At 70.8% G+C, this 14840-nt stretch carries 14 protein-coding genes; 8 read left to right on the top strand and 6 right to left on the bottom strand.

The annotated features are described in order from the left end of the window. Positions 1-2133, bottom strand: coding sequence for an acetate--CoA ligase family protein (locus LWP59_RS09970; RefSeq protein ID WP_144643074.1), 2133 nt, complete (start codon positions 2131-2133; stop codon positions 1-3). Between the two features lie 254 nt (positions 2134-2387). Between LWP59_RS09970 and LWP59_RS09965 the strand changes: the two genes are divergently transcribed. Together LWP59_RS09965 and LWP59_RS09960 are read left to right on the top strand one after the other, a co-directional pair. Beyond that, the gene (locus LWP59_RS09965) at positions 2388-3020 is read left to right on the top strand and encodes a TetR/AcrR family transcriptional regulator (RefSeq protein WP_144643073.1); all 633 of its coding nucleotides are present in this window, start codon (positions 2388-2390) and stop codon (positions 3018-3020) included. A gap of 30 nt (positions 3021-3050) precedes the next feature. Next, positions 3051-3839 (top strand): acyl-CoA thioesterase domain-containing protein, encoded by a 789-nt coding sequence (locus LWP59_RS09960; RefSeq protein WP_229857270.1) that lies wholly within the window; start codon positions 3051-3053, stop codon positions 3837-3839. Here the strand turns inward: LWP59_RS09960 and LWP59_RS09955 are convergent. Then, a complete protein-coding gene (locus LWP59_RS09955; RefSeq protein ID WP_144643072.1) occupies positions 3836-5152 on the bottom strand; it encodes an MFS transporter in 1317 nt (438 codons plus the stop codon). The genes LWP59_RS09960 and LWP59_RS09955 overlap by 4 nt on opposite strands. Positions 5153-6220: 1068 nt before the next feature. On the opposite strand from LWP59_RS09955, the gene LWP59_RS09950 reads away from it, so the two are divergent. From LWP59_RS09950 to LWP59_RS09925, 6 genes are all read left to right on the top strand, one after another. Continuing rightward, on the top strand, positions 6221-7111 hold the full coding sequence (locus LWP59_RS09950) for an ABC transporter ATP-binding protein (RefSeq protein WP_144641936.1): 891 nt from the start codon (positions 6221-6223) through the stop codon (positions 7109-7111). Then, positions 7023-7853, top strand: coding sequence for an ABC transporter permease (locus LWP59_RS09945; protein WP_144641937.1), 831 nt, complete (start codon positions 7023-7025; stop codon positions 7851-7853). Before LWP59_RS09950 ends, LWP59_RS09945 begins: the two co-directional genes overlap by 89 nt. Continuing rightward, on the top strand, positions 7850-8830 hold the full coding sequence (locus LWP59_RS09940) for an ABC transporter substrate-binding protein (protein WP_144641938.1): 981 nt from the start codon (positions 7850-7852) through the stop codon (positions 8828-8830). Before LWP59_RS09945 ends, LWP59_RS09940 begins: the two co-directional genes overlap by 4 nt. Beyond that, positions 8827-10263, top strand: coding sequence for a UbiD family decarboxylase (locus LWP59_RS09935; RefSeq protein ID WP_144641939.1), 1437 nt, complete (start codon positions 8827-8829; stop codon positions 10261-10263). The genes LWP59_RS09940 and LWP59_RS09935 overlap by 4 nt, the downstream gene beginning before the upstream one ends. Beyond that, a complete protein-coding gene (locus LWP59_RS09930) occupies positions 10263-10970 on the top strand; it encodes a GntR family transcriptional regulator (protein ID WP_144641940.1) in 708 nt (235 codons plus the stop codon). Before LWP59_RS09935 ends, LWP59_RS09930 begins: the two co-directional genes overlap by 1 nt. Before the next feature lie 123 nt (positions 10971-11093). Continuing rightward, on the top strand, positions 11094-12041 hold the full coding sequence (locus LWP59_RS09925) for a GlxA family transcriptional regulator (protein ID WP_144641941.1): 948 nt from the start codon (positions 11094-11096) through the stop codon (positions 12039-12041). On the opposite strand, the gene LWP59_RS09920 is transcribed toward LWP59_RS09925, so the two are convergent. The 4 genes from LWP59_RS09920 to LWP59_RS09905 form a co-directional block, all read right to left on the bottom strand. Next, the gene (locus LWP59_RS09920) at positions 12038-12427 is read right to left on the bottom strand and encodes a DUF6010 family protein (RefSeq protein ID WP_144641942.1); all 390 of its coding nucleotides are present in this window, start codon (positions 12425-12427) and stop codon (positions 12038-12040) included. The genes LWP59_RS09925 and LWP59_RS09920 overlap by 4 nt on opposite strands. An 89-nt stretch (positions 12428-12516) precedes the next feature. Continuing rightward, a complete protein-coding gene (locus LWP59_RS09915; protein WP_222425625.1) occupies positions 12517-13212 on the bottom strand; it encodes a GntR family transcriptional regulator in 696 nt (231 codons plus the stop codon). After that, positions 13209-14162, bottom strand: coding sequence for a LysR family transcriptional regulator (locus LWP59_RS09910; protein WP_191334780.1), 954 nt, complete (start codon positions 14160-14162; stop codon positions 13209-13211). The genes LWP59_RS09915 and LWP59_RS09910 overlap by 4 nt, the downstream gene beginning before the upstream one ends. Further along, the gene (locus LWP59_RS09905) at positions 14125-14739 is read right to left on the bottom strand and encodes a UbiX family flavin prenyltransferase (RefSeq protein ID WP_144641944.1); all 615 of its coding nucleotides are present in this window, start codon (positions 14737-14739) and stop codon (positions 14125-14127) included. Before LWP59_RS09905 ends, LWP59_RS09910 begins: the two co-directional genes overlap by 38 nt. Positions 14740-14840 lie beyond the last annotated feature (101 nt).

Below are 14840 nucleotides of genomic sequence, written 5' to 3'. Positions count from 1 at the left end.
TCAGCGCCACGTGATGAGCGCGTCCAACGCCTCCACCCGCGAACCCCGCACCAGCAACGGGTTGATCTCCAACGATTCCAGCTGATCACCCAGCGCGAGGGCAAGCTCGCCCACCCGCGCGACGACCTCGGCGACACTGTCCAAATCGGCCGGTTCGTGCCCTCTGGACCCGCGCAAAACGACCGCACCACGCAATTCTCCGAGCGCTGACCGGACATCGGCGGTGCTAACGGGCAGCAGTCGTTGTGCCGCGTCCCGCAGCACTTCCACCCAGATGCCACCGAGCCCGACCGCCAGCACCGGCCCCCACGCCGCGTCGCGCACCACGCCGACGAGCAGCTCCACCCCGCCCGAGCGCTGCGGCTGGACGAGGGTGCCGATCCCCTTCGCGTCCATCGCCCGCAACGACGCGGTGATCTCACGGTGCGCCTGCCGCACGTCCTGCTCGCTCGCCAGGCCGAGCCGGACGCCGCCGATGTCGCTCTTGTGGCCAAGACCGTCGGCGACGGCCTTGAGCACCACCGGATAGCCGAACCGGTCCGCGGCCTCGACCGCGGTGTCCTCGTCGTCGGCGAGCTCGGCGGGCACCACGGGAATCCCGTTACGCGCCAGGAAAGCCGCCGCCTCGTGCTCGACCCACGTGCCGGTGGGCCCGGCCGGCAGCTCGGGCACCGCGGTGACCGGTGCCGGCGCCCGGGAGGAAACCTCGCGGGCCTGTTCGGCCCAGCGCACGGCCGCGCCCAGCGCGCCGACGCCGTGTTCGATCCCACCCGCGACGTAGGGGTATCCGGTCTCCTCCTGCACCTTCCGGCCGAAGTCGCTGACGTCGACCAGCACGTTGCTCACGACCACGACCGGGCGCGGCGACTCCTGGATCAGCCGGCTGCTCGTGTGGTACACCGACAGCGCCAGCTCCGGATCGGCCGGCACGCCGCGCGGCAGGTCGGACAGCAGCATGACCTCGTCGATCCCGGGGTCCTCGGCCACGATCGCGAGCGCGCGGCTCAGCAGCGTCCGGTCTACCACCACGTAGCCGGTCACGTCGAGCGGGTTCTGCACGGTCGCGAACTCCGGCAGGATCTCCTTCAGCCGCGCCACCGTCTCCGGCGCGTACTCCGGCAGGACCAGTCCCTCCTGCTCGGCCCGGTCGGCGATGATCTCCGACGCGCCACCGGAGGGGGTCACGACGCCGACCCGGCGCCCCGGCAGGGGCGGGGTGCCGGCGAGCAGGCCGGAGGTGATGATCAGATCCTCCAGCGACCGCACGCGGATCACGCCCAGCTGCCGGAACGCGGCGTCGATCACGCTGTCGTCGCCGACCAGCGCGCCGGTGTGCGCCTGCGCGGTGCGCGACGCGAGTTGGCTGGCGCCGATCTTGAGCGCGACGACAGGTTTGCCCGCCGCGGCGGCACGGCGGGCCGCCGCCGCGAACTCGCCGGGACGGCGGACCGACTCCAGGAACAACGCGATGACCTTGGTCGCCGGGTCGTCGATCAGGTACTCCATGACGTCGGTGACCGAGATCATCGCCTCGTTGCCCATCGCGGTGAGCAGGCTGATCCCGACGTTGCGCGCCTGCGCGAAGGCGAGGATCGAGCTGGCCAGCGCGCCGCTCTGCAGCACGACGCCGACCGAGCCGCGGGCGGGTGCGCTCAGGATCGGCAGCCCGTACGGGGTGATCCGCGCGGCGGCGTTGATGTAGCCGTTCCCGTTGGGCCCCAGCACGGTCAGCTCGTTCTCGCGCGCGAAGTCCAGCACCTCCTGCTCGCGCAGCCGGCCCTCGGCCCCGGTCTCGCCGAAACCGGCGGTGAGCACGACGTAGCTGCGGATGCCCAGCCGCGCGCCCTCCCGCAGCACCGGCAGCACGACCGGCGTGGGGACCATGACGTAGGCGAGGTCGACGGGCTGCCCGATCTCGCTCAGGCTCCGGTGCGCCCGCCGGCCGTGCACGATCTCGGTGCGCGGGTTGACCAGGTGCACGGGCCCGGTGAAACCGTGGGCCTGCAGGTTGTCGAAGGTGTTGCGGGACCAGCCGGACTTGTCGGTCGCACCCACCAGCGCGATCGAACCGGGGTTGAACAACGCCCGCAGTGAGCTCGTGCTTTCCCTTGCGCTGACCGAGAAGTTCGTCATCCCTGCCCGCCTTCGCACCGCCGTTGGCGCACTTTTTAGAACACGACTCTAGTAATTCATTCAGCCTGCGCCGGTCCGTGATCGGTGTCAAGAGCGCTTCCGGGCGACGGGCGTTCTACCGTGCCGTTCGTTACTGATCCGACGGGCAGCCACGGCGGAAACGGGTTGCCACGAGCAGGTCGGCTGCGGACCGTGTCCGCCTGCTTTCGGTCGGATTAGTAGAATCGGGTTCGACGGACCGAACGGAGCGGGCAATGGCACGCAAGACGGGAACGACGAGCACCGGGAACGCCTGGCAGTGGAGCCGCACCACGGAGACCCGCCGGGTGCTGCTGAACGCCGCCCGCGAGGTGTTCAGCGAGCGCGGCTTCGCCGAGGCGAGCGTCGCGGAGGTGGTCAAGCGGGCCGACTCCAGCGTCGGCAGCCTCTACCACCACTTCGGCGGTAAGACCGAGCTGTACCTGGCACTGTGGGAGGACCACCAGGCCAGCCACGAGCACCACGCGACGGCGTCCGTGGCCAAGGCCCGCGCCGAGGGTGTGGAGGACGCGCTCGACCTGCTCATCGTCGGCGCCCGCGCGTTCCTCGAAGGGTCCTGGCAGCGCCGTGACCTGGTCCGGGTGTTCCTCGACGGGGACGGTCCGCCCGGGTTCGAGCTGATGCGCCGCACCCGCAACCGCGAGTGGGTCCGGCAGAACGCCGTGCTGCTGGGCGCGGGCTCGGACCCGGTGGACAGGTTGACGGTCTCGGTGATCACCACGATCATCGGCGAGGCGGGCCGCGAGATCGCGAACTGCCCGACCAAGCGCAAGGCGAACACGATCGCCGACGCGGCCGAGACGCTGATCCGCAGGCTCGACCCCGTGCACCGCCCCGAGTCCGAATAGGACGTCCCCGCCCCCGGAAGGACCAGCGCCTTGGCGTCACCGGCCTACTTCACCCCCTCCGGCGGCCGGTTCGCGCCGGCGCCGCACGCCCGGAGCTGGTGGGCGCCGACGATGCTGCACGGCAGGCTGCTCGGCGGCCTGCTCGCCCGCACCCTGGAGGCCGAGCACGGCGCGCCGGGCCTGCGGTTCGGGCGGCTGACGGTGGACCTGTTCCGCAGCGCACCGCTCGAACCCGTCGAGGTCACCACCGTCCGGATCCGCGACGGGCACCGGATCCGGGTCGCCGAGGCCACGGCGAGCTCGGCGATCGGGCTCATCGCCAGGGCCACCGCGGTACAGCTGCGCGCGGGCGAGCAGCCGCCGGGGCGCGTACCGGCCACGCCGGACTGGGACGCGCCGGACCCGCTCACCCTGCCCCCCGCGAAGCCGGGTTCGATGCCGCAACGCTGGCGGTTCAACGAAGGCGACACACGGCGGATCTGGTTGCGTGAGCCGATCGCCCTGGTCGACGGCGAGGAGCTTTCGCCGTTCGTGCGGGCGGCGCTGGCCGCCGACATGGCGAGCCCGCTGGCCCACGGCAGCGACGGGGACCTGGAGTTCATCAACGCCGACTACACGCTGTACCTGAGCCGGCCGCCGGTCGGCGAGCACATCGGGCTGCAGTCGGGCGGGCACACCAGCGACGAGGGCGTGGCGGTCGGGCTCTGCACGGTGTACGACCGGCTCGGCCCGGTCGGTTACAGCGCGACAGCCGCGGTGGCCAACCCGGGGGTCAGGCCACCGCGGCGGCCGCGGGCGGCTGAACAGGCGGCGGGTTAGGTTCTCGCCGCCGCGGTGCTCGGCACGCTCGGCTTGACGGCGGGGCGCCGCCAGCGGCCGTGGAACATCAGCGCCGCCGGGATGAACAGGGCGAGGCAGACGGTCGCGACCATCAGCCAGGTGCCCCAGCCGCCCGCCTCGACCACCCGCGGGATCACGAACAGCGCGACCACGGCGACGGCCTTGGCGAGGAAGCCGTAGATGCCCCACGCGGTGCCCTGCAGGCGGGGGTCGACGTCCTCGGCGTCCTCGGAGTAGTTCGCCATCCACGGGCCGTAGGCCACACCCAGCGCGCCGCCGAGCAGGGCGCCGGTGATCATCAGGTGCACGGTGCCCGCGGTGCCCCGGCTGACGAGGGTCACCAGGTAGCCCGCGATGATCAGGGCCGCGATCGTGCCCGCGACGGAGATCGGCTTGCGCAGCTGCAGCCGGTCGGAGACGCGGCCGATCACGATCAGGGTGACCAGGTTCAGCACCCAGAACACGGACATGATGGTGGAGGCCTTGGACGCACTCAGGTGGAAGGCCTGGCTGATCATGGTCTGGCCGTAGAGCGTCAGGGTCATGTACAGCACCAGCCAGAGCGAGATGCCCACGACGTGCGCCCAGATGTGCCGGTGTGCCAGCAGGTTCCGCAGCCGTGGCGGGCGGGCCATGGCGGCCTCCACGCCCTCGTGGTGCTCGGTCTGGCGGATGCGGTCGCGCAGCTCCGGCGAGAGGTCGGCGATGTTGAAGATGATCACGACGGAGATGACGAGTGAAAATACTCCCATGATGACGAACTGGGAGCGCCAGGAGTCGTCGAAGAGGGGCAGCGTGAGCCCGGCGACGGCCGCGGCGAGGAAGTTCGCGCCGACGGGGCCCCAGGTCCAGAAGCCGAAGCTCTGCGCCCGGCCCATCCGGGGCGAGAAGTCGCGGACCAGCGGGGCGGTGCCCGCCATCGCCATACCGTCCACAATGGATAGTGCGATCCTGGCGAGCAGCAGCTGGCCGGGGCTGTGCACGAGCGTCATGATGAAGCACAGCACGCCGGTGAGCAGCATCAACGGCACGAGCAGGCGGACCCGGCCGTAGTGGTCGGTCAGCCGGCCGCCTGCCGCGGAGGCCAGTGCGCCCGCGATGGTCGCCACGGCCGAGACGGTGCCGTACGTGGCCAGGGACATGTGCAGATCCTTGAGCAGCAACGGGACGACGGGCGCGATCTGCGCCTCGTAGGACCCGATCAGGATGGCCAGGACGGCCATCGTGAGAATGCGCATCCGGCGGAGCCCGGTCGGATACTCGTCGAGTTCGCGAACGTAGGAGAGCCTCATCGCTCTGACCCTTCTGGCGGCGCGACCGCTTTTAGAACTGTCCTCTAGAATTGGGCTTCATAGCAGGGTCTTCCCGGCAGGTGGGATTGTCAAGGGCCCATTTGGGTCGGCACAGGGCATTTCGGACTGTCCGGGGTTGTGGCGGATGGCGAGGGTCGCCCCAGGGTTGGGTGGTCATCCCGTCGCCTGAACTCGCGGCATCACTTTGAGCCAGGCCCGCAACCCTCCTGCTTGCGGGCAGCCGACAACACAAGCTTGCGGGTCTGGCGCAAAGTGATATGCACAGACCGCAGGCGACGGGATGGCCACCCAACTCGACCACCTCGAGAAGGTGACGTAGGGGGCTTTTCCTGGCTCAGCTTTGAGCCTGCCCGTCCGGCGAGGACTCTCTTGATCTTTTCCTCCGCGCGCAGCGCGGGGTTCCGGGTAGACCTCGCGCGGAGCGCGGGGTGGGCCGCCCCACCCCGATCTTTCATCGTTCAACGGTCGCCACACCGCGTCAAGGCGGGAAAGATGCCTTGACCCGGCGTGCCGACCGCTGAAGGACGCGGGGATCGGGGTAAGGGGGCGGCTGGGCGCGGCCATCTTGGCTGCCGTTGCCGGGTTCGCCTGGGGGCGGGTGGTGAGGGTGGCGGGTTTCTGTTGGGCAGGTGGCCGCGCAATGCCGGTCCGGGTTCGGCAGACGGGCTGCCGTTGCCGGGTTCGCCTGGGGGCGGGTGGTGAGGGTGGCGGGTTTCTGTTGGGCAGGTGGCCGCGCAATGCCGGTCCGGGTTCGGCAGACGGGCTGCCGTTGCCGGGTTCGCCTTCCGTGGTGGATGCCCTGCAGATCTGCCCCAGCAGGTAGCTACGACCCCGCCCATCACCAAAAGCATCCCGTCCCGCCACCACCAACGCACCCGCCGCCACCCCACCTCCAGCAAAACCCCCAGCCCAAAACCGACATCGAGTGTCGACACTTACCCGCATCGCCCACCCCGATCCCCCACTTCCCTTGACATCGGCCCCGCCCCGAGAACAGACTTCCCCGCGAAGTGTCGACACCTTGGTCGACCGGTTAGGGAGCCGCCGATGCCTTCACCTGACATCTGCCTGGAAGCGCGCCAGCTGAGGCTGGGCCACCGGGCCCGCCGCGGCGGAGGGTTCACCCTCGCCTGCGACAACCTCGACATCAGCATCGCCGAGCACGAGTTCGTCGTCATCGTCGGACCCAGTGGCTGTGGCAAGACGACCTTCCTCGAAGCGGTCGCCGGACTGGTGCCCGTCGCGGACGGTGCGCTGGAGCTGCACGGCCGCCCGATCGACGGCCCCGGGCCCGAAAGGTCGCTGGTCTTCCAGCATGCCTCGCTCTTCCCGTGGCGCACCGTGCTCGCGAACGTCCAGTTCGGGCCGCAGGTCCAGGGGCGCCTGGACGCTACCGCCCGCGAGCGGGCCAAGGAACTGCTCGACATGGCGGGGCTGGCGCACGTGGCGGACAAGTACCCGCACGAGCTGTCCGGCGGCATGCGCCAGCGGGTCAACCTCGCCCGCGCGCTGGCCACCGACCCCGCACTGCTCCTGCTCGACGAGCCCTTCGGCGCACTCGACGCGCAGACCCGCGAGAACCTGCAGGAGGAGCTGCTGCGGATCTGGCAGGCCGACGGCGTCGGCAACGGCAAGACCGCGCTGTTCGTGACCCACGACGTGAACGAGGCCGTCCTGCTGGCCGACCGCGTGCTCGTCTTCTCCCCCTCCCCAGCACGTATCGCGCTCGAGATCACCATCGACGCCCCCCGCCCGCGCGAAGCGGCCTGGCGCCGCAGTGCCGAGTTCCTGGCCTACGGCGACCAGATCCTCGACGCCCTCCACCCTTCCCGAGACACTGCGAGGAACGATGACGACGACGTCAGCACCGCGGACGGTGAACCCGCCACTGCCGCAGACCCGCTCGATGCTGCCCGGCTGGGCGCGCCGGCACAGTAGCCCGCTCCTCGGCGTCGCCGGGGTGGTCGTCGTGCTGATCCTCTGGCAGATCTGCTCGGCCACCGGCCTGGTCGACGTGACCTTCAGCAGCAACCCGCTGCGCATCGCCGACGCCGAGGTCAAGCTGTTCGGCTCGGGCGAGATCTTCCCCGCGCTCGGCGCCACCGGCTACGAGCTGTTGCTGGGCCTGATCATCACGTTCGTCGCCGGCATCCCGATCGGCCTGGTCCTGGGCCGCAGCAAGATTCTGCACGACATGACCGAGCCGATCGTCAACGTGCTCTACTCGGTGCCCTACGTGATGTTCCTGCCGATCATCATCTTCTGGTTCGGCATCAACAACACCTCGCGGGTGCTCGTGATCGTCTGGGCCGGCATCCTGCCGCTGATCATCAACATCACCGCGGGCGTGCGGAACCTCGACAGCGACTACACCCGCGTGGCCACGGTGTTCTGCACGCCGCGGCTCAAGTTCTTCTACACCGTCGCGCTGCCGGCGACACTGCCGTACATCCTCGCCGGCATCCGCCTGGCCGTCGGGCGCGCGCTCGTCGGTGCCATCGTCGCCGAGCTGTTCCTGGCCAGCCAGGGCCTCGGCTATTTCGTGCAGACCAAGACGTCGAACTTCGACATGGACTCGGCCATGGCCGGGATCGTCATCCTCGCCGCCGTCGCACTGCTGCTCAACTGGGGCGTGCGGCTGATCGAGCGGCGCTTCACCCACTGGGCAGGTGCGCAATGAACCTGAAGAAAACAGCGGCAACGGCGCTGGCCGCGGGACTCGCTCTCGCGCTGACGGCGTGTGGCGGCGGAGCAGGCGGCAAGGTCGCCGCCGACTCCAGCGGCCTGTTGCCGGTCAAGATCGGCTACACCGCGCCCGGCGCGGGCTACTCCGACCTGTACGTCGCCGCGGACCAGGGAATCTTCGCCAAGCACGGCCTCAAGGTCGAGCTGGTCCGGCTCAACGACAGCTCGCAGCTCGTCGCGGGCCTGGCCAGCAACAGCGTGCAGATCGGCGTCGGCGTCGCGCAGGACACCGCGGCGGCGATCATGAAGGGCGCGGACCTGCGCTACGTCGCGATGTCCGAGCCGCACTACAACCTCGAGATGTGGGCGAGCCCGGAGAACAAGTCCGTCAAGGACCTCAAGGGCAAGAAGGTCGCGATCACCTCGCCCGGCTCGCAGAGCGACTTCGGGCTGACCGACCTGCTCGAGGCGAACGGCATGAAGCGCTCCGACGTCACCGCGGTGTTCGTCAAGAGCGTGACCGCCGAGGTCTCGGCGCTGGAAAGCGGTGCGGTGTCGGCGATCCTCACCCAGCCGCCGAACGGCACCGAGAGCCGCGAGAAGGGCGCGGTCCGACTGGCCGATCTGTCCAATCTGGACTTCCCACTCGGCTCGTACACCGTGCAGACGAAGTACCTGCAGAACAACCGTGAGGTGCTGCAGAAGTTCTACGCGGCCGAAGCGGAGTCGCTGCAGTACCTGCGCGGCCACGAGACCGAGACCGAGACCGCGATCAAGAAGTACACCGGCGTGAACTCCGACGACCTCGCCAAGTACGCCTACGACTTCTTCCTCAAGGTGTGGGCGCAGACCCCGGTGGTGGACGGCAGGCTCATCAAGCAGGCGTTCGACGAGGCGGCGCAGAACGCGAAGAGCACCCCGCCCGCCGACGTCTCGAAGTACATCGACAACACCCTGGCGGGGGCGTCGTGACCGGAACGGACCTGCGCGAATGGCTCGGACAGGCGTCGGAGGCCGGTGAGCTGCAACCGGTCGAAGGGGCCTCCTGGGACCTGGAGGTGGGCGCGCTCTCACAGGTCAACTACCGGCGCCCGGTGCCGAAGGCCCTGCTGTTCGACTCGATCAAGGACTACCAGCGCGGGCTGCGGGTGCTCAGCGGCAGCGTGAGCAACCCGCGGCTGCTGGGCTCGGTGCTCGGCCTCGGCTGGGACTGCACCGACGACACGCTGATGGAGGCGCTGGCCGTCAAGCCCGGCGAGTGGGTGTCCAGAGCCGCCGAGTTCCGGGCGCAGGAGGTGCCCGACGGGCCGCTACTGTCCACTGTGGTCAGCAAGCCGGACGTGAACCTGCTCGACTTCCCGGTGCCGCGCTGGCACGAGGGCGACGGCGGGCGCTACATCGGCACCGGCTGTGCCGTCGTCACCCGGGACTACGACACCGGGCGGATCAACCTCGGCGCGTACCGGATGCAGGTCCAGGACGACGGCGCGTCGGCGAGCGTGAACATCGAGGCAGGCAAGCAGGGCGCGCAGCACCTGCGCCGCTGGTTCGAGGCCGAGGGCCGCGCGCCCATCGCGGCGTCGCTCGGGCACCATCCGGCGTTCCTCGTCGCCGCGGGCATCGAGGTGCCCGGTGACGTGTCCGAGTACGACTACGTCGGCGCGATCCTCGGCGAGCCGGTACGCACCGTCGCGGGGCAGGTCACCGGCCTGCCCCTGCCGCACGACGCGGAACTGGCGATCGAGGGCTGGGTGCGGCCGGACAACGTGCGGCCCGAGGGCCCGTTCGGCGAATGGACCGGCTACTACTCCGGGTCCCGGGAGCCGATCCTGACGATCGACATCGAGCGGGTGTACTACCGCGAGAACCCGATCCTGCTCGGCGCGCCGCCCGGCAAGCCGCCGCACGACTACTCCTACATGCGCACGGTGATGAAGTCCGCGATCATCACCGACGGCCTGCGCAAGGCGGGGCTGCCCGGGCTGCGCGGGGTGTGGGCGCATGAGGCGGGCGGGGGCCGGTCGCTGCTGATCGTCTCGATCGAGCAGCGCTACCCCGGGCACGCGCGGCAGGCCGCGTACCTGGCCGCGCAGTTCCCGAACTCGGCGTACATGAACCGGTTCACGGTGGTCGTCGACAGCGACGTCAACCCGCGCGACCTCGGTGAGGTCATGTGGGCGATGTGCGGCCGCTGCGACCCGCAGGTCGACATCGAGGTGATGAAGCGGACCTGGGGCAGCCGGGTGGACCCGCTGACCCTGCCCGGCGCGCTCGCGTTCAACAGCCGCGCGGTGATCGACGCGTGCCGCCCGTTCGAGATGCTCGGCGACTTCCCCGAGGTGGCCGAGTCCAGCGAGGAGCTCGTCGCGGCGGTGAGCCGCCGCTGGCCCGAGGTGTCCGGCTAGTGGTCGGCGACGACCTGCTTCGGCTGCGGCAGGAGCTGCTGTTCTCCGCGCTGCGCGGGGTCGAGGGCAGTTCGTCGCTGGCGTTCACGATGTTCCAGGAGCTCGCGGTGAGCATCGTGGAGGGACGGCTGCCGCCGGGTCACGAGGTCAACTCGGCCGAACTGGCCCGGCGGTTCAGCACCAGCCGGACACCCGTGCGGGAGGCGCTGCTGCTGTTGGAGCGCGAGGACCTGGTCGTCGTGCCGCCGCGGCGCCGCCCGTACGTCTCGCCCGTCGCGCTCTCGCAGGTCCGGGAGATCTACGAGATCCGCGCGAGCCTGTACGCGCTGGTGAGCGAGCTGGTGGTGGAGCGGGCGTCCGACGAGGAGATCGCCGGACTCGCGGCGTGGCAGAAGCTGCTGGAGCAGGACGCGCGCGACGGCGAGGTGGACGCCTACTTCTGGCACAACGTCGGGTTCCGCAACCACGAGGCGAGCCTGGCGAAGAACGGCGAGCTGCAACGACGGCTGAGCTCGCTGGGGCTGCAGATGCACCGGTTCCGGCACCTGAGCCTGTCGCTGCCGGGACGGCTGCTGCATTCGCTGGCCGACCACGAGCGGCTCGTGCGCGCCTACGCCGACCGCGACGCCGGGCTCGCCGCCGCGGTCAGCCGGTCGCTGGTGATGCGCGGCTACCGGGCGATCGAGTCGTCGGGGCGGGTCACGTAGGCGATGCCGCGGTTCAGGTTGACGCTGTGAACTCGTCGACGTAGGTCGTCGCCGGCGGGGTCCGGCGCCGCTTGCGCCCCGGCACGCGACAGGGTTCCCGCGCGGTCTTCTACCGTGTGGCCCATGCACACCGTGGCCGTCCTCGCGCTGGACAAGGTCGTCCCGTTCGACCTCGCCACCCCGATCGAGGTGTTCACCCGCACCCGGCTGCCGGACGGCCGCCCCGCCTACCGCCTCCGGGTGTGCGGTGCCGCGCCGTCCGTCGACGCGGGCGCGTTCACCCTGCAGGTGCCGTGGGGGCTCGACGGGCTGTCCGGCGCGGACACGATCATCCTGCCCGGCTGTGCCGAGCTGACCGAGGTCCCGCGGGAAGTGCTCGACGCCCTGCGCGACGCCGCCGCCCGCGGTGCCCGGCTCGCGTCCATCTGCTCGGGCGCGTTCGTCCTCGCCGCCACCGGGCTGCTCGACGGCCGCCGCGCGACGACGCACTGGGCCGGCGCGGCCGCGCTCGCCGCGCGTCATCCCGCGATCGAGGTGGACCCGGACGTGCTCTACGTCGACAACGGCCAGTTCCTCACCTCCGCCGGCGCGGCGGCGGGGCTCGACCTGTGCCTGCACCTGATCCGGCGCGACCACGGCTCCGCGGTGGCCGCCGACGCCGCCCGGCTGTCGGTCATGCCGCTGGAACGCGAAGGCGGGCAGGCCCAGTTCATCGTGCACGACCAGCCACCGGTGCCGCGCGGTTCGGCGCTCGAACCCGTGCTGAGCTGGCTGGAGGACAACCGCGCGAAGGAGCTGACGCTCGAGGACGTCGCCGCGTACGCCGGCATGAGCACCCGCACCCTCAACCGCCGGTTCCGGGAGCAGACGGGCAGCACCCCGCTGCAGTGGCTGCTGCGTGCCCGCGTCCGCCAGGCGCAGTACCTCCTCGAAACGACGGACCGGCCGGTGGACCTCGTCGCGACGGAGGTCGGGTTCGGCTCGGTGACGGCCTTCCGCGAGCGCTTCAAACGGGTCGTCGGCACCAGCCCGCACGGCTACCGGGCCGCCTTCCGCCGGACCGCTCCCTAGGCCACCTGTGCTCTCCGCCGCACGATCGAGCCGCCGCCGCTGAAGCACCAGATGGCGATCACCGGATCGCAGATCGCGCAGCCGAGCGAGGAGTGCGTGGCGAACGGGATGATCGGATGCCCCTTCAGCTGGTGCACGACGTCCCACGCGGCGTGCAGCAGCCAGGCGAGGCCGATGAAGGTCCAGGAGTCCAGGCCACGGTAGGCGAGGTAGGTCATCACCACCGTGAACGCGAACTCCCAGCCGCCCAGGCCACCGCCGCTGAGGTAGGCCGCGCCGGCGCCGGCGACCATGATCGCGTTGAGCCGCCGGCGATGCCGTTCGGGGATGAGGGAGTTCAGCAGGACGTAGAGACCGCCGATGAGCACGGCAGTGAGAACGATCATGGCCCGAAGTTAGGCCCCGCCCGCGGTGGCGAGAAGTGGCCGGAATGCCAGATACCGACGGATTCTCGCCAGCACGGCGGCCGGGGGGCTCAGTCCGCCCAGTGGGAGGACTCGATCGCCCGCAGGCCGGCCATGATGATCGACTTCGTGATCGCCACCGCGAGGTCGACATCGCGGTCCGAGTAGGCCTGCAGCAGGCGCTCGTGGTCGCTCACCGACCGGTCCAACCGCCCCGGCAGCGACAGGCTGACATGCCGCAGCTGCAGGGTCCGCAGGCCGAGCGAGGTGAGCATCCGCGCGAGCTGGTGGTTCCCGGCCACGTCCGCCTCGGCCTGGCGGAACGCGACGTTGTGCCAGAAGTAGGCGTCGACGTCGCCGCCCGCGGCCGCGCTCCGCAGCCGTTCGTGCCATTCGTAGAGCACCTTCAGCGACTCGTCGTCGGCGCTGCGCACGACCAGCTCGCTGACCAGCCCGTGCAGGCTCGCCCGCACCTCGTACATCTCCCGCGCCTGCGCGAGCGTCACCCGTGCCACCCGTGGTCGCCGCCGCGCCGGGATGTCGACCAGGCCCTCGCGCTGCAGCGTCAGCAGCGCTTCGCGCACCGGAGTCCGGCTGCTCGAGTACCTTTTGGCCAGTTCGACCGAGTTGACGTCGGCACCCGGCGGGAGCGTGCCGTCGATGATCTGCACCGCGATGTCCTCGGCGATGCGGTCCACCAGTGAGCTTTCCGACCGCCCGGCGCGCAGGATCGTCCGCAGCAGTTCGAAGCCTCCGTCGGGGTTCACCCGGTCGCCGCCTTCCGCAGCACGTCGAGCATCTGCTCGGCCGCCTCGTGCTGGGTCGCCGCCCGCAGCCGCACGGCCGCGATGCGCCGGTGCGGTGCCTGGCCCGCGATCGGCACCGCGACCACGTCCGGCCGCTGCGCGACCAGTGCGAGCCGCGGCGCGGCGCTCACCCCGATCCCCGCGGCGACCAGGCCCTGCGCCGAGAGGTAGTCCTCGGTGACGAACCCGATCTGCGGTTCGAACCCCGCGACCCGGCACATCGTGGTGAACGCCTCGTCGTACGGCGGGCTGTGGCCGCGGACCACCCAGTTCTCCCCCGCGAACTCCAGCAGGTCCACTTCGGACTCCCCGGCGAGCGGGTGGTCCGCGGGCACCAGCACGAACAGCGGGTCGTCGACCAGGTGCACCCACTCGATGTCCGGCGGCACGGTGCGCGGCAGGAAGTCGTAGTCCCAGACCAGGCCCAGGTGGATCGCGCCCTCCCGCAGCACGGCCGGCATGTCTGCGGCGTGCGCCGAGCGCAGCACGACCTTCGTCTCCGGGTAGCGCTTCTGGTACTCGCTCAGCACGCGCGGGATCAGGTCGGCACCGGCCGTGGGGAACGCGCCGAGCCGGACGCTCGCGTGCCGGGCCTTCAGGTCCTGCAGCTCCTGCTCGATGCTCGCGATGGTGCCCAGCAGCCCGGTGCTGCGCTCGGCGAGCAGCCGGCCGGACTCGGTCAGCTCCACCCCGCGCGGCCCGCGGATCACCAGCGGCACGCCGAGCTGCCGTTCCAGCAGCGCCATCTGCTGGGAGACCGCCGAGTGCGTCATGTACAGCGCCTCCGCCGCCGCGGTGAAGGAACCCCGTTCCGCCACCGCCGCGAAGATCTGCAGCCGCCGTATCTCCAGCACCCGTGTCCCTTCCAGCGCGCTACCCCGCCCGCTCGGCGACACGGCCACTGACGTCACCGTCCCACGCTTCGGGTGCGAGGTCACGCAGTCCGACCCGGGCCAGCGCCCGGCGTGCGGTGTGGTCGACGATCTCGGCCACCGTCGCGGGTAGAGGATAGAACGCGGGCACCGGCGGGGCGATGATCGCGCCCGCTTCGGCCGCCGCCGTCATCGCGCGCAGGTGCCCCAGGTGCAGCGGGGTCTCGCGGACCAGCAGCAGCAGTGGCCGCCCCTCCTTGAGGGTCACGTCGGCCGCCCGGCTCACCAGGTCGTCGGTGTAGCTGTGCGCGATCGCGGACAGCGTCTTGATCGAGCAGGGCGCGACGATCATCGCCTCCGCCGGGAACGAGCCGGACGCGATGCTCGCCCCGATCTCCCCCGGCCGGTGGTGCACCGCGGCCAGCTCGTCGAGGTCACGCGGGGCCAGCCCGCACTCGTGGTGCAGCGTCATCATGCCGGCCTTGGTCACCACCAGGTGCACCTCGACGTCGGGCGCGGCCCGCAGCAACTCCAGGACCCGCACCCCGTAACAGGCGCCGCTCGCACCCGTGATCGCCACGATCACCCTGCGGCACCCGTGTTCCGAAACCGGCATCTCGCACCTCCGCCCGCCATCGCAGCACGGCCGTCCCGGCGGCGCCAGAGCGGGGCTGTTAGCTCTCCTAACCCTTGCCCACAGTAAAGCGCGCTGGTCGC

The organism is Amycolatopsis acidiphila (assembly GCF_021391495.1).
Classification (GTDB): domain Bacteria; phylum Actinomycetota; class Actinomycetes; order Mycobacteriales; family Pseudonocardiaceae; genus Amycolatopsis_E; species Amycolatopsis_E acidiphila.
The sequence above is the reverse complement of the archived record's forward strand: the minus strand, read 5'-3'. Positions and strand labels throughout refer to the sequence as shown.

Excerpts from the sequence above, each read along its gene's own strand:
- LWP59_RS09970 (WP_144643074.1), bottom strand. The coding sequence starts at position 2,133 with ATGACGAACTTCTCGGTCAGCGCAAGGGAAAGCACGAGCTCACTGCGG.
- LWP59_RS09965 (WP_144643073.1), top strand. The coding sequence starts at position 2,388 with ATGGCACGCAAGACGGGAACGACGAGCACCGGGAACGCCTGGCAGTGG.
- LWP59_RS09955 (WP_144643072.1), bottom strand. The coding sequence starts at position 5,152 with ATGAGGCTCTCCTACGTTCGCGAACTCGACGAGTATCCGACCGGGCTC.
- LWP59_RS09950 (WP_144641936.1), top strand. The coding sequence starts at position 6,221 with ATGCCTTCACCTGACATCTGCCTGGAAGCGCGCCAGCTGAGGCTGGGC.
- LWP59_RS09945 (WP_144641937.1), top strand. The coding sequence starts at position 7,023 with ATGACGACGACGTCAGCACCGCGGACGGTGAACCCGCCACTGCCGCAG.
- LWP59_RS09940 (WP_144641938.1), top strand. The coding sequence starts at position 7,850 with ATGAACCTGAAGAAAACAGCGGCAACGGCGCTGGCCGCGGGACTCGCT.
- LWP59_RS09925 (WP_144641941.1), top strand. The coding sequence starts at position 11,094 with ATGCACACCGTGGCCGTCCTCGCGCTGGACAAGGTCGTCCCGTTCGAC.
- LWP59_RS09920 (WP_144641942.1), bottom strand. The coding sequence starts at position 12,427 with ATGATCGTTCTCACTGCCGTGCTCATCGGCGGTCTCTACGTCCTGCTG.
- LWP59_RS09905 (WP_144641944.1), bottom strand. The coding sequence starts at position 14,739 with ATGCCGGTTTCGGAACACGGGTGCCGCAGGGTGATCGTGGCGATCACG.